The organism is Azospirillum mesophilum, from assembly GCF_053470405.2.
Map to the genome: position 1 here is coordinate 143017 of NZ_JBPXMQ020000009.1, position 13893 is coordinate 156909.

Sequence of the window (13893 nt, forward strand, 5' to 3'; positions counted from 1 at the left end):
CCCGCTTCGCGGGAGAGGGGCGGACTCGCGAAGCGGCGGCAGTCCCCTCTCCCGCAGAGCGGGGGAGGGTTAGGGAGGGGGCAAAGCGCTTAGGAATCAGAGGACCATCCTCCATGACCCAATCCCCCCGCCGCTTCACCGGCGACACCCTCGTCATTGCCAGCCACAACACGGGCAAGGTGCGCGAGATCGCCGACCTGCTCGGCCCCTACGTTGCCACCTTCACCTCGGCGGGCGAGCTTGGCCTGCCGGAGCCGGAGGAGACCGGCACGACCTTCGTCGCGAACGCCGAGCTGAAGGCGCTGGCCGCCGCCAAGGCGGGGCATGTGGCGCTGGCCGACGACAGCGGGCTGGTGGTGCCGGCGCTGAACGGCGACCCCGGCATCTACTCCGCGCGCTGGGCCGGCCCGTCGAAGGACTTCGGCATGGCGATGCGGAAGGTGGAGGACGGCTTGGTGGGCAAGTCCGACCGCTCCGCCTATTTCGTCTGCGCGCTGTCGCTCGCCTGGCCGGACGGCCATGTGGAGACGGTGGAGGGCCGCTGCTACGGCACGCTGGTCTGGCCGCCACAGGGCGAGCAGGGCTTCGGCTACGATCCGATGTTTAAACCGGACGGCTACGACATCACATTCGGGGAAATGGACCCGGCCAAGAAGCACGAGATGAGCCACCGGGCCGATGCCTTCCGCCAGCTCGTGGAGCGATGCTTCAAATAGCCCCCCATCACGGATTTCCCGATCCCGGCTTCGGGATCTACGTCCATTGGCCCTTCTGCAAGTCGAAGTGCCCCTATTGCGACTTCAACAGCCATGTTCGCGAGCGGATCGACCACGACCGCTGGCGCGCCGCGCTGCTGCGGGAGCTTGACCATTACGCGGTCTCGACCCCCGGCCGCCGGGTGACCTCGGTCTTCTTCGGTGGGGGCACGCCCTCGCTGATGGAGCCGGCGACGGTCGGCGCCCTGCTGGAGCGCATCGCCGCGCGCTGGCCGGTCGCCGACCGGCTTGAAGTGACGCTGGAGGCCAACCCGACCTCCGTCGAGGCCGACAAGTTCCGGGCCTTCCGCGCCGCCGGGGTCAACCGCGTGTCGCTGGGCATCCAGGCGCTGGACGACGTGTCGCTGAAGTTCCTCGGCCGCCAGCACAACGCGGCGGAGGCCACCGGCGCCATCGAACTGGCGGCGAAAACCTTCGACCGCTTCAGCTTCGACCTGATCTACGCCCGCCCCGGCCAGACCGTCGCGGCGTGGGAGGCGGAGCTGACGCGTGCGCTGGATTACGCCGTCGGCCACCTGTCGGTCTACCAGCTGACCATCGAGGAGGGCACCGCCTTCTTCCCCCTGCACGCGCGGGGCGAGCTGGTCCTGCCCGACGAGGAGCTGGCCGGGGACCTGTACGAGGCGACGCAGTCCCTGCTCGGCAAGGCCGGGCTGGCGGCCTACGAAATCTCCAACCACGCCCGCCCCGGCGAGGAGAGCCGCCACAACCTGACCTACTGGCGCTATGGCGATTACGTCGGCATCGGCCCCGGCGCGCACGGCCGCCTGACGCTGGACGGCGAGAAGTTCGCCACCCGCGCCCACCGCGCCCCGGAAATCTGGCTGGAGCGCGTGGAGCGTGACGGCCACGGCGCCGCCACCCCAGACCCCGTCGACCGCGACGCCCGCGGCTCCGAGCTGCTGATGATGGGCCTGCGCCTGACCGAAGGCGTCGCCCGCACCCGCCTCGTGGAGGAGACGGGCCGCGACCTCGACGCGCTGGTCGACGCGGCGGCGCTCGAACGGCTGGTGCGGGGCGGCTTTCTGGAGGTCACCGGCACGACCCTGCGCGCGACGCACGAGGGTCGGCAGCGGCTGAACGCGGTGCTGGCCGCTCTGCTGGCCTGAATCCGGCGCCGCTGTGACAAACAGCCCCAGGGGCGCCGGAGGAATCGTTTGTAAACACCACGTTAAATTTTCTTTGTGATCATTCTGTCCGACTTTGGAATCCCGGCAAAGGAAAAGATCCCAAAACCTGCCGCGTGCCGGGCACGGGGGAAGGACAGCGATCGCCATGTCCCTGACGAAACTTTCAATTCGCGCCAAATTGTGGGGCCTTGTCGCCGCGGCGTCTGTTGCGGCTTTTGCCATCGCCGGCGCCGGCCTTTATCTCAATTACCATCGGATGTACCAGGACCGGCTGGCCACCTTGCGCGCCGTCACCGAGACCGGCGTGACGCTGGCCGCCTCTCTGGAGGCCGAGGCCGCCGCCGGCAAGATGACCCGCGAGGAGGCACAGAACCGCTTCAAGGCCGCCGTCACCAGCATCCGCTACGCCGGCGGCAAGGAGTATCTGTTCTCCCACACCATGGACGGTTTCGGCTTCGCCCACCCCAACGCCAAGCTGGTCGGCTCGGACACCAAGGTCATCACGACCACCAAGGGTGTCCACCTGATCGTGGAATTCGCCCGGATGGTCCGGGCCAGCGGCGAAGGGGTGCTGGAATACGACTGGCCGCGCACCATCGGCGGGACCGATCTGGCGATCAAGCTGGGTTACGTCCAGGGCTTCCAGCCTTGGAACATCTTCATCGGCAGCGGCATCTTCATCGACGACATCTGGGCGGCCTTCCTCGATCAGGTCCGCACGCTCGCCGCTGTGATCCTGGCGCTGGCGCTGCCGGCCATCGGCCTGATCGCCTGGGTCGGCAACGACATCAGCCGCGTCCTGCGCGGCCTTGCCACCAACATGCGGGCGCTGGCCGACGGAGACCTGTCCATCCGCTTCCCGGAGGCGGGGCGCGGCGACGAGATCGGCGCCATGGCGCGGGCGGCGCAGGTGTTCGAGCGCAACGCCCAGGAGAAGCTGCGGCTTGAGGCCGAACAGGCCGAGGCTGCCCGGCGGTCGGAGCGTGAGAAACACGACGCCATGCTGGCGCTGGCCGCGAACTTCGAACAGAGCGTGGGCGCCGTCGTCCGCACTGTGTCGGACGCCGCCGCGACCATGGAGGAGCGCGCCGCGGAGATGAACCGCGCCGCCGCCCAGACGGACCAGCTGGCGACCTCCGTCGCCGCCGCGACCGAGCAGACCTCGGCGAACGTGCAGACCGTCGCCGCCGCGTCGGAGGAACTGGCCGGCTCCATCCAGGAGATCAGCCGTCAGGTCGCCGAATCCTCGCGCATCGCGTCGGAGGCGGTGGGCCTCAGCGGGCGCGCCAACGACAAGGTCGGCGGTCTGGCCGAGGCGGTGCAGAAGATCGGCGCGGTCGTGCAGCTCATCAACGACATTGCCAGCCAGACCAACCTGCTGGCCCTGAACGCCACCATCGAGGCCGCCCGCGCCGGGGAGGCCGGCAAGGGCTTCGCGGTCGTGGCGTCGGAGGTGAAGGCTCTCGCCAACCAGACGGCCCGCGCGACGGAGGAAATCGCCACGCAGGTCTCCAACATCCAGACGGTGACCGGCGAAGCGGTCAGCGAGATCCAGGGGGTGACCCAGGTGATCCTGCGCGTGAACGAGATCGCGACCTCCATCGCCTCGGCGGTCGAGGAGCAGGGGGCCGCCACCCGCGAGATCAGCCGCAACGTGCAGGAAGCCGCCAGCGGCACGCAGGAGGTGACGGCCAACATCACCGGCGTCACCGGCGCAGCCACCCGCAGCGGCGCCACCGCCCGCGACGTGCTGGAGATGTCCCGCCAGCTCGGCGTCCAACTGGACACGCTGCACCACGAGGTGGGAGGCTTCCTCCGGCACATGCGCGCGGCGTAGGATCAGAGCGAACCGCAGAAAGGGGCAGGACATGCGCATCAGTCTGGTGGTGGCCGCCGCGCGCAACGGCGTGATCGGCCGGAACGGCGCCCTGCCCTGGTCTCTTCCAGGCGATCTGAAGCGCTTCAAGGAACTGACGCTCGGCAAGCCCGTCCTGATGGGCCGCCGCACCTGGGACTCGCTCCCCCGCCGCCCGCTGCCCGGCCGCGACAACCTCGTGGTCAGCCGCAGCGCCCCGGCGGGGGAGCGAGTCCCAGGTGCGGTCTGGGGCGCGGTCTGGTTCGCCGACATCCCCTCCGCCCTGGACTGGTGCCGGCACCGCGCCGTGCCGGAGGTCTGCGTCATCGGCGGGGCGGAGGTCTTCCGCGAAACCCTGCCCATCGCCGACACGGTCCACATGACCTGGGTGGAGCAGGACGTGGACGGCGACACCCGGATGCCACCCCTCGGTCCCGGCTGGGCGGAGGCAGCGGCCGGCCCACTCCAGAACGAGAACGGCCTGCCCTACCGGTTCGTGGACTACGCGCGGACCTCTCCTTGATGCCGTCTGCCTGACACGCTGACACGCGCGCGCTTTCTTCGTCGTTCAGCCATTTTTTCGTCATGCCCAGGCTTAACACACGAGTGTCCGGCAAGGTTTTTGCTCATCACCTTATCGTGGCAACGATAACCGCCCGCACCTCTTTTCGTCGTCATGGCCGGGCTTGACCCGGCCATCCACGCCGGCCTGGATGTGTCTCGGAATCGCTGTGGATGCCCGGCTCAAGGCCGGGCATGACGAAAAAGGGGAAGGATCGATTGCGCGGACACGGTATGGCTGCGCTCACAGGGGCGCTTCGGGTGCAAGCAATATCCTTGCCGGACACTCGTGGGCTTAACATTACAGTCGCCATGGAATGGCCCCCACCTGTTGACCCAGGCTTTGGGGGGGCGCCATGTCCGGTGTCGCCATCGAAGAGCTGCTGGAGCTGTGGTCCGCCGAGTTGCGGGGTACCAAGGCCCGGCTGCGTCCCTTGTTCTTGCAGGCCAGCACGGCGGTTGCCATCAGGCCATCGCCAAGGAAGCGCACCTCAGGCGAACAGAGCAACTGTAACGCTAGGGTGGGGGCAGGCGTTCCCACCGCAAGCCCTCACACCGGCGCGAAGGGCAGCCCCGCCTGCTCCAGCGCGCGGTCGATCACCGCGTCCGAGGCGTCGTCGAACAGCTGAAGCAGCAGCTCGTCCACCGCCCAGTCGCTGGTGGGGGTCAGGGTGGCGAACAACTCGCCGATGACCTCGGCCTGGAAGTCCTCGCGGCGGTTGTCGCTGCCCTCATACTCCATGCGTTTGGCGACGGCGATGGCGACCTGGAAGGGCGGCACCAGCATGGCCGCGACCGACGCGCGCTTCAGCACCGCGCGCAGGCCCAGTTCCCCGTCGTCCCAGGCCAGAAGGCGGGCGTTGGCGGCCGAAACGCCGGCCTTGGCGCCCAGCCCGGCGGCGAACAGCGCGATGTCGCCGCCGCACAGCACGCGGAACAGCAGCGCCGTGGTGAAGCGCCCGTTGGCGTGCAGCCACTGGGCCACCGCCTCCACATCCTCCGACCCGCGCAACGCCGGGCGCAGCAGGCGCATGGTGGCGGACTCGCGCCCGCGCGCGGTCAGCCGCTCCACCAGATCGCGCGACAGGCCGTGCGTGTGGGCCAGCGTCGCCCGCACCGCGTCCGACACCACGGCGACCAGCCGCTCCACCACGGCCAGAGGCAGGCCGGGGCGGGTCGCCGCCGCCTCACTGACCATGCGGACGCGCCCGAAGCGGTCGAGCGCGCGGTGCAGCGACGCCTCGGTCACCGCCGCCCCCGGATTGCGCAACAGCGTGGTCACCACCGCGACATTGCCCGTCTCGACGATGGCGCCGGAGACCCGCGCCGACAGCGTGCGCCGCCCGGCGATGGCCAGATGCTTGCCCGCGTCCGGGTCGGCCAGAACGTCCAGCAGCAAGTCGTCGCCCAGCGTCCCGGCCTCGCGCAGCAGCGGGAAGGCCACCCGGCCCACGTCCTTGACCAGCCGCTCGGCCAGTTCGGCCGTCAGCATGGGGTTGTTGCGGATCTGCCAGGCCACGGCCTCGCGCACCGCCACCTGGGCGTCGCCGGCGAAGCAGTGCATGACCTCCAGGGCCAGCGACCGCTCGGCCTCGCTGAGCCCGCCCTGTTCCAGGTCGTGGACCAGCTTCGCCATCGTTTCGATGCGCGCCTCCGCCGAGGGGGAGGCCAGCAGCCGCTCGACATCGCGGGCGGTAAGGGAGGTGTCCGTCATCGTCATCAACACCTTTGGTGAATCGCGCCCTTGACCTTCTGTCATCGGGGCCTGTCAGTCGGAGTCCGGGCCTTCGCTCAGTCGAGCCCCTGGTCGGAATAGCGGACCATGTCGCCCCAGATCCGGTCGAGCCGGCGCAGCGTGCGGTAGGCGGCCTTCAGCTCCGCCGCCTCCGCCTCGTTGCGCACCAGGGCGGAGGCCTGCGCGCGCTCCAGGCCGGTCAGCTCTTCGCGCAGCATCCGGCCCTTGTCGGTCAGCCGCAGGCGGGCGGTGCGGCGGTCGCGCTGGGACGCCCCGCGGTCGACATAGCCGGCCTCCACCAGGATCTTCAGGCTGTAGGACGCGTTGGAGCCCAGGTAGTAGCCGCGCTCCATCACGTCGCGGACCGACGGCTCGTCGTCGCCGATCAGCATCACCATCAGCGCCTGCACCGGCCCGATGTCGTCGATCCCCTGCTTCATCAGCCCGGCCCGCACCACGTCGAGGAAACGGCGGTGCATCCGCTCGATCAGGCGGGCCACGCCGTGATACTCGGCAAGGTCGAAGCCCTCGGGTAAGCCGGACGAGTCCTGGCGCTGCGTGTTCATGCCCCCGCGCTCCCTCACTCGGCCGCGTGCGCCACGGCCGGGCCGCGGTAGCCGTTCGGGTTGCGCAGGCGCCACGCCCACACCCCGCCGATGATGCTGTCCAGGTCCGGGAAGCGCGGCTGCCAGCCAAGCTCGGTCCGGATGCGGTCGCTCGACGCGATCAGCACCGCCGGGTCGCCGGCGCGGCGCGCACCGATCTTCACCGGCACGGTCAGGCCGGTCACGCGCTCGGCGGCCGCGATCACCTCGCGCACGCTGTAGCCGGTGCCGTTGCCCAGGTTGTAGCGGACCGACCGCTCCTCCAGCGCGTCCAGCACGCGCAGATGCGCGTCGGCGAGGTCGCAGACGTGGATGTAGTCGCGCACGCAGGTGCCGTCGTGGGTGGGGTAGTCGTCGCCGAAGATCTCGATGTGGCTGCGCTTGCCGGCGGCGGCGTCCAGCACCAGCGGGATCAGGTGGGTTTCCGGCTCGTGGTCCTCGCCCAGCATCCCGTTCGGGTGCGCGCCCGCCGCGTTGAAGTAGCGCAGGCAGGCCGAGCGCAGGCCGTGGCAGCGGTCCGCCCAGTGCAGCGCGCGTTCGATGAAGAACTTCGATTCGCCGTAGGGGCTGCCGGGATCGATGGCCGTGTCCTCGTCGATGGGCAGCCGCTCCGGCGTGCCGAACAGGTTCGCCGTGGAGGAGAAGACCATCTTGCGCACGCCGGCCTCGACCGTCGCGCGGATCAGGTTCAGCGCGTTGACCGTGTTGCCGTGCAGGTACAGATGCGGGTCGCGCATCGATTCGCCGACCAGCGACAGCGCCGCGAAGTGGAACACCGCGTCGAAGCGCCACTGGCCGAACACGCGCTTCAGCGCGGCGGGGTCGGCGAGGTCGGCCTCCACGAAGGCGGCCTCGGCCGGCACGGCGGCGCGGTGCCCCTGGCGCAGGTTGTCGAACACGACGACTTCGAAGCCGCGCTCCAGCAATTCCGCCACGCAATGGCTGCCGACATAGCCGGCGCCACCGGTGACCAGAACGGTCTTGGACGAGTTCATCGCTAATATTCCTTAGATTTTAGAAGTAATTATTCCGCCATGCGCCCGCCGGCATCAGAGATGGCGACCACCTCCGGTGGCATGCGCAAGTGTTCCGTAGCGCAGCATGCCCATTCTTCAATCCAAAAACCAGTTTACGAAAAAGGGCCAGGGTCGGTGCGCCCGGGCCACAGCGCGCGGAAATAGCCATTTCCATTCAGTGGCTTAGCGCCGTCCGCCTACCCCTTTCGGACGAGCGCGCAGGGGTTGGATCCCCAAACTTATCACACGCTGAACGTCGATCCCGGACGTAAGCGGAAGACATGCGGGCACTGTCGGACCGTCCCCACAACCGCGTCGGACGCCGCCCGCGCCGCGGGACCCCCGTGCCACCGGACCAAGGACGGCAGGAAAAGGAACTGGAATGAGCGGAATGGACCGGTCGCTGCTGAACCAAGCCTACCGGAAGATCGGCCGCGGCCTTCTTCTGGCCGGCGCGCTGAGCTTTTTCGTGAACCTGCTGATGCTCGTGGTCCCGCTCTACACGATGCAGGTCTACGACCGCGTCATGAGCAGCCACAGCGTGGAGACGCTGACGATGCTCGCCGTCATCGCGGTCGGCGGGCTGGTGCTGTTCGGCGTGCTGGACTTCATCCGCGCGCGCGCCTTCCTCGTCTCCGGCGCGGTGATCGCGCACCGCTTCAACATCCCGGCGCTGGAGGCGGCCATCGTGGACGCGCTGGGCGGCGGGGCGCGCAACGCCGGCCAGACCATGCGCGACCTGAACGACCTGCGCAACTTCGCCAGCGGCAGCGCCGTCACCATCCCGCTGGAGCTTCTGTGGACGCCGATCTTCCTGGTCGTGCTGTTCATCCTGCACCCGGTCTACGGCTGGATCGCGGTCGGCTCCGCGCTTCTGCTGCTCGCCATGAACGCGCTGACCGACGCGCTGACCCGCCGCCCGATGGCCGAGGCGAACGAGGCCGCCGGCAAGGTCTTCGCCGACGTCGCCAGCGCCGTCCGACACGCCGAGGCGATCGAGGCCATGGGCATGCTGCCCGCGCTGGCCCGCCGCTGGCAGGCGGCGCAGAGCGGGTCGGCCTCGCTGATCGACCGGGGGACACTGCTGTCGCGCGGCATGGCGTCGGCCTCGCGCGCGCTGCGCCTCATCATCCAGATCGGCGCCATCTCCGCCGGTGCGGCGCTGGTCATCAGCAACGAGGCCTCGCCCGGCAGCATGATGGCGACGGGCATCATGATGGCCCGCCTGCTCCAGCCCTTCGAGCATCTGGTGGACAACTGGCGCCTGTGGGTCGGCGCCATGACCGCGCACAAGCGCATCCGCGAGCTGCTGAACGGCGAGGGCACGCGGCGCGGCACCATGGCGCTGCCCATGCCGTCGGGCAAGCTGGCCGTGGACCGCGTCAGCCACCTGCCCAAGGGCCTGTCGCGCCCGGTGCTGCGCGGCGTGTCCTTCGCGCTGGAACCGGGGGAGGTGCTGGGCATCATCGGCCCGTCCGGGGCCGGCAAATCGACGCTCGCCCGCCTGCTGGTCGGCATCTGGGAGCCGACGGCCGGCGGCATCTACCTGGACGGCACCAGCACCTTCCTGTGGGAGCGGGAGAGCTTCGGCAAATACGTCGGCTACGTGCCGCAGTCGGTCGCCCTGCTGGACGGCACCATCGGCGAGAACATTTCCCGCATGGCCCAGGCCGACCCGGCGGAGATCGTGCGCGCCGCCCGTCTGGCCGGCGTCCACGACATGATCGGCCGCCTGCCCTTCGGCTACGACACGCCGGTGGGGGAGAACGCCTTCGCCCTGTCCGGCGGGCAGCGGCAGCGCATCGCGCTGGCCCGCGCCCTGTTCGGGCGACCGCGCCTGATCGTGCTGGACGAGCCGAACTCCAACCTCGACCACGAGGGGGAGCAGGCGCTGCTGCACGCCATCAACCAGGCCCGCGCCGACGGCGCCACGGTGGTGATGGTCGCCCACCGCCCCTCCATCGTGTCGGTCGCCGACAAGCTGCTGGTCCTGAAGGACGGCATGGTGGAACATTTCGGCGCCCGCGCCGACGTGCTGAAGCTGGTCCAGCCCGGCGGCGCCGCGAAGGTCGCCCGCCTCGTCCGGACGGGAGAAACCGCATGACGAACGTCACCGTGTCCCAGACGCAGCCCCCTCTCGCGCAATCCTGGGCGCCCGTCATCGACGTGACCCCGGCGGAGCCGTCGCTGCGCGGCACGGCGCTGGCCGGCGCGCTGGCCGTCGCCATCGGCTTCGGCGGCTTCTTCGGCTGGGCGATGCTGGCCGACTTGGACAGCGCCTCCATCGCCCCCGGCACCATCGCGGTGGAAAGCCACCGCAAGACCGTCTCCCACCTGGAGGGCGGCATCCTCAGCGAGCTGCTGGTGAAGGACGGCGATCTCGTGAAGGCCGGGCAGGTCCTGCTGCGGCTGGACAGCACGCAGAGCGCGGCCGTGGTGGCGCAGCTCCAGGGCCAGCACTGGACCGCGCTGGCCCGCCTGGCCCGGCTGCGCGCCGAGCAGACCGACGCCAAGGCCCCCGTCTACGCCGACGAACTGGTGAAGGCCGCCAAGGACAGCCCCGTCGCGGCGGAGGCGCTTGCCGCCGAACAGCGCCTGTTCGAATCGCGGCGCGACAGCTACGAGGGGCAGATCGCCATCCAGCGCAAGCGCATGTCGCAGCTCCGCGACGAGCTGGTGGCGCTGGACGCGCAACGCGTCGCCACGGCCGACCGGCTGCGCTACACCGAGGACGAGATGCGCATCGTCGAGGGCCTGCTCGCCAAGGGCTACGAGCGCAAGCCGCGCCTGCTGGAGCTTCAGCGCAACGTCGCCGACGGCAAGGGCCGGCTGGGCGAACTGCTCGCCAACAAGTCGAAGGCCGAGCAGGGCATCGCGGCCGCGGAGCTGGAGATCATCAACCTCGGCAACACCCGCCGCGCCGACGTCGGCAACGAGCTGCAAACCGTCCAGGCCACCATCTCCGACCTGTCGGAACGGCTGCGCGGCGCCGGCGACGTGCTGAAACGGCAGGAGGTCGTGGCCCCCCAGGCCGGCCTCGTCACCAACCTGCGCTTCTTCACGCCGGGCAGCGCCGTTCCGGCGGGCCAGGGCATCCTCGACATCGTGCCGCAGAACGACGGCCTGATCGTGGAGGCCCGCGTCTCCCCCGCCGACGTTCAGAATGTGGAGATCGGCGGCAAGGCCCTGGTGCGCCTGACCGGCTACCGCCAGCGCCTCGTCCCGCCGGTGCCGGGCAAGGTGATCGCCTTCTCCGCCGACCAGCTTCAGGACGAACGCTCCGGCCAGGCCTACTTCGTCGCCCGCGTCAGCCTGGACGCCGACACGATGAAGCAGCTCCCAACCGTCGAGCTGCACCCTGGCATGCCAGCGGAAGTGATGATCCGCGGCCACACCCGCAAAGCCATCGAATACTTCATGACCCCCCTGACCGACGGCATGAGCCGCGCCTTCCGGGAGAAGTGAGCGGCCACAAGGACAACCCCCTCGCCCGCCTCCGGCGGGAGAGGGAGGGACCCATGGCGAAGCCATGGGAGGGTGAGGGCAAGGTTTTCTCGAGAATCAAGGTCACTGAAACCTCGGATTCTCGGGCCAACCTTGCCCTCACCCTCCCGCGCCTTCGGCGCGGGCCCCTCCCGGTTGCTCGCAAGTCTCGCAACCACGCTTCGCCTACAGGCGCCTTTGGCGCCTGTCCGGCCAGTGGCCGTCGGCTACGCGCCCGGCGGAGCCGGGCGAGGGGTCAACATTGCCAACTCCCCGGCAACCCGCTCGACCACCGCTCCCCAGTCCCCCCGCTCCGGCTGACGGAAAAGCCGCATCGTCGGGTACCAGGGGCTGTCGTCGCGGCCCAGCAGCCAGCGCCAGTCCGGCGCGAAGGGCAGCAGCAGCCACACCGGCAGGCCCAGCGCGCCGGCCAGATGGGCGGTCGCCGTGTCCACCGCGACCAGCAGGTCGAGATTGCGCAGGATCGCCGCCGTGTCGGCGAAGTCCCGCACGCCGTCCATCAGATCCTCCACCCCCTCCGGGATCGCCCGGCGTGCCTCGCCGGCCTGGACGCCGAAGAAGCGCACCCCTGGCACTGCCAGCAGCGGGCGCAGCGCCTCGACCGGGAGGGAGCGGTTGCGGTCGTTGCCGTGGCTGGGGTTGCCGGCCCAGACGAGGCCGACCCGCCGGCCCTCCCCTCCCGCGAGCCGTGCCCCCCAGCGCACCACCTCCGCCGGATCGGTGTCGAGGTAGGACGGTGCGGCCGGGATGGTGGACAGGGTGGTGCCGAAGGCCAGCGGCAGGCTCATCAGCGGGCAATGCAGGTCGAAGGGCGGCAGCGGCTCCCCCGCCGCGATCAGGCGCGCCACCCCGGGCAGCCCGGCGCACAAGCGCATCAGGGCGCGCGGCACCTCCAGCAGCACCCTCCCGCCGCGCTGCGCCACCATGGGCGCGTAGCGGACGAACTGGATGGTGTCGCCGAAGCCCTGCTCCGCGTGCAGCAGGATGGTCCGGCCCTCCAGCGGTTCGCCCATCCACTGCGGCTGCGCGAAGTTCCGCGCCGGGGAGGAAAAGCGCTTCTGCTTCCAGCGCGCCTCCTGCTCCACCCACCCCCGCTCGAACCGGCCGAGTTGCAGCAGCGCGAGCCCGAGGTTGAAGCGCGCCTCCGCGTGGTCCGGGGCGAGGGCCAGCGTGCGGGCATAGTTGCGCACCGCCCGCTCCGGCTCGCCCTGCTCCTGCCGGACAGCGCCCAGGTTCATCCAGAGGTCGGGCTCGTCGGGCTTCAGCGCCAGCGCCACCCGGTAGGCGTCCGCGGCCTCCTCCAGCCCGTCGCGGCGGGCCATGGAGGCGGCCTGGAGCGCGCTGCCCAGGTTGATCCGGTGCTGCGCGTCGTCGGGCGCCAGGACCGCCGCGCGCCGCCCGGCCCGCACCGCGTCGGAAACGCGCCAGAGCGCCGTCAGGGCCACGCACAGGTTGGTCAGCCGGTCGGCGTTGCCCGGCTCGACGGCCAGCGCCGCGCGGTAGTGCCCCACCGCCTCCTCCAGTCGCCCGGCAAGCTGGAACAGGATGCCCAGCGTGGCGCGGACCTCCGCCAGATCGGGCCGCAGCCGCGCCGCCTGGGCGAGCAGGGACGCCGCGACGTCCGTACGGCCTAAGACCCGTTCCACGGCCGCCCGCTCCGTGAAGGCGCGCGTCAGGCCGGGATTCGCCGCGCCGGCCTGCGCGAAGGCCTCGGAGCACTCCTCCAGCCGCCCGGAATCGCGCAGCGCAATTCCCAGGTTGAACCACGACTCGGCATGGCCGGGCCGCAGCACGAGGCGGCGGCGATACCAGCGCGCGGCGTCCTCCGTCCGCCCGAGGTCGAGCAGCCGGTTCGCCCGCCCCAGCGCCCCCTGCGGCTCCGCGGGATCGAGAATCGCCATGGTCGCATACTGGTCCGCCGCCGCGTGCCCCAGCGCCGCCAGGATCTTGTCGAAGTTGGCGCGGTAGTCCGCGTTTTCCGGCGACCATGCCACCGCCGCGCGGACCAGCTCCGCCCCCCGCTCCAGCCGCCCGGTCTGGGCCGCGACGAGACCAAGCAGGTGAAGGGCGTCCGCGTGGTCCGGCACCGCGTCTAGGATGCGGCCGTACAGCACCTCCGCCTCCGCCAGCCGGCCGTCGAGCTGGTGCCCGAGCGCCAGCGCCAATGCTTCCTCGATGGTGGCCATGGTCGCGCCGCGTGGATGGTCGAAAGGTCGTTGTAGGACGCGCCTTTCGATCAGGGAAGATGGAACCGTGGCTCCTTGCCAAGCGGAAGTCCCCTCGCCCGGCCCCGCCGGGAGAGGGAGGGGCCCATGGCAAAGCCATGGGAGGGTGAGGGCAAGGTTAATCCGAGAATCCGGGGAAAGTGGGCCGAGGATTTTTGCAAAAACCTTGCCCTCACCCTCCCGCACCTTCGGTGCGGGCCCCTCCCTCTCCCATCGGGGATGGGCGAGGGGTTTTGCGTCAGCGTCTTTGGGGCATAACGAGGAAGAGGCTGGACGATGAAAAGACGGCGGATATGTCACCGCGACGGTATCAATGCTTCAGTGCGCCAGTATAAAAAGCCCCTCCACACGACACCCGGAAATGTTCAGCGCTTCTCCAGACCGGTTGCGCTTGTAACTGCGAGATCATCCAACAATCCTTCCCCATCTCGGCGCCCTCCACCCGAAGGGCATATGACTTTGCAATGTGTCGGCTGGGCGGCTCCG

10 protein-coding genes are annotated in these 13893 nt (G+C 70.1%); 6 read left to right on the forward strand and 4 right to left on the reverse strand.

The window, feature by feature from the left end:
- Positions 1–113: 113 nt before the first annotated feature.
- From rdgB to ACSVC7_RS11850, 4 genes are all read left to right on the forward strand, one after another.
- Positions 114–716: an RdgB/HAM1 family non-canonical purine NTP pyrophosphatase gene (rdgB, locus tag ACSVC7_RS11835; RefSeq protein WP_448204569.1), complete on the forward strand. Its 603-nt coding sequence runs from the start codon at positions 114–116 to the stop codon at positions 714–716.
- Positions 704–1885, forward strand: a complete 1182-nt coding sequence (gene hemW / locus ACSVC7_RS11840) for a radical SAM family heme chaperone HemW (RefSeq protein ID WP_448204568.1) — start codon at positions 704–706, stop codon at positions 1883–1885. Before rdgB ends, hemW begins: the two co-directional genes overlap by 13 nt.
- Positions 1886–2051: 166 nt before the next feature.
- Complete coding sequence (locus ACSVC7_RS11845; RefSeq protein ID WP_448204567.1) at positions 2052–3743, forward strand: methyl-accepting chemotaxis protein; 1692 nt, start codon at positions 2052–2054, stop codon at positions 3741–3743.
- A gap of 31 nt (positions 3744–3774) precedes the next feature.
- Positions 3775–4284: a dihydrofolate reductase gene (locus ACSVC7_RS11850; RefSeq protein ID WP_448204566.1), complete on the forward strand. Its 510-nt coding sequence runs from the start codon at positions 3775–3777 to the stop codon at positions 4282–4284.
- 588 nt (positions 4285–4872) lie between these two features.
- Here the strand turns inward: ACSVC7_RS11850 and ACSVC7_RS11855 are convergent.
- From ACSVC7_RS11855 to galE, 3 genes are all read right to left on the reverse strand, one after another.
- Positions 4873–6036 (reverse strand): DUF2336 domain-containing protein, encoded by a 1164-nt coding sequence (locus tag ACSVC7_RS11855; protein ID WP_448204565.1) that lies wholly within the window; start codon positions 6034–6036, stop codon positions 4873–4875.
- Positions 6037–6113: 77 nt separating this feature from the next.
- Positions 6114–6623: a MarR family winged helix-turn-helix transcriptional regulator gene (locus tag ACSVC7_RS11860; RefSeq protein ID WP_448204564.1), complete on the reverse strand. Its 510-nt coding sequence runs from the start codon at positions 6621–6623 to the stop codon at positions 6114–6116.
- A 14-nt stretch (positions 6624–6637) separates the two neighbouring features.
- A complete protein-coding gene (gene galE / locus ACSVC7_RS11865) occupies positions 6638–7657 on the reverse strand; it encodes a UDP-glucose 4-epimerase GalE (protein WP_448204563.1) in 1020 nt (339 codons plus the stop codon).
- Positions 7658–8060: 403 nt separating this feature from the next.
- Between galE and ACSVC7_RS11870 the strand changes: the two genes are divergently transcribed.
- Both ACSVC7_RS11870 and ACSVC7_RS11875 read left to right on the forward strand, forming a co-directional pair.
- Positions 8061–9782: a type I secretion system permease/ATPase gene (locus tag ACSVC7_RS11870; protein WP_448204562.1), complete on the forward strand. Its 1722-nt coding sequence runs from the start codon at positions 8061–8063 to the stop codon at positions 9780–9782.
- Positions 9779–11143: an HlyD family type I secretion periplasmic adaptor subunit gene (locus ACSVC7_RS11875; protein WP_448204561.1), complete on the forward strand. Its 1365-nt coding sequence runs from the start codon at positions 9779–9781 to the stop codon at positions 11141–11143. The genes ACSVC7_RS11870 and ACSVC7_RS11875 overlap by 4 nt, the downstream gene beginning before the upstream one ends.
- Positions 11144–11388: 245 nt before the next feature.
- On the opposite strand, the gene ACSVC7_RS11880 is transcribed toward ACSVC7_RS11875, so the two are convergent.
- Positions 11389–13368, reverse strand: coding sequence for a tetratricopeptide repeat protein (locus ACSVC7_RS11880; protein ID WP_448204560.1), 1980 nt, complete (start codon positions 13366–13368; stop codon positions 11389–11391).
- Positions 13369–13893 lie beyond the last annotated feature (525 nt).

Bases quoted from the DNA above. Each gene is read 5' to 3' on its own strand.
- ACSVC7_RS11860 (WP_448204564.1), bottom strand. From the start codon at position 6,623: ATGAACACGCAGCGCCAGGACTCGTCCGGCTTACCCGAGGGCTTCGAC.
- ACSVC7_RS11880 (WP_448204560.1), bottom strand. From the start codon at position 13,368: ATGGCCACCATCGAGGAAGCATTGGCGCTGGCGCTCGGGCACCAGCTC.
- ACSVC7_RS11845 (WP_448204567.1), top strand. From the start codon at position 2,052: ATGTCCCTGACGAAACTTTCAATTCGCGCCAAATTGTGGGGCCTTGTC.
- ACSVC7_RS11875 (WP_448204561.1), top strand. From the start codon at position 9,779: ATGACGAACGTCACCGTGTCCCAGACGCAGCCCCCTCTCGCGCAATCC.
- ACSVC7_RS11855 (WP_448204565.1), bottom strand. From the start codon at position 6,036: ATGACGGACACCTCCCTTACCGCCCGCGATGTCGAGCGGCTGCTGGCC.
- ACSVC7_RS11870 (WP_448204562.1), top strand. From the start codon at position 8,061: ATGAGCGGAATGGACCGGTCGCTGCTGAACCAAGCCTACCGGAAGATC.
- galE (WP_448204563.1), bottom strand. From the start codon at position 7,657: ATGAACTCGTCCAAGACCGTTCTGGTCACCGGTGGCGCCGGCTATGTC.
- ACSVC7_RS11850 (WP_448204566.1), top strand. From the start codon at position 3,775: ATGCGCATCAGTCTGGTGGTGGCCGCCGCGCGCAACGGCGTGATCGGC.
- rdgB (WP_448204569.1), top strand. From the start codon at position 114: ATGACCCAATCCCCCCGCCGCTTCACCGGCGACACCCTCGTCATTGCC.
- hemW (WP_448204568.1), top strand. From the start codon at position 704: ATGCTTCAAATAGCCCCCCATCACGGATTTCCCGATCCCGGCTTCGGG.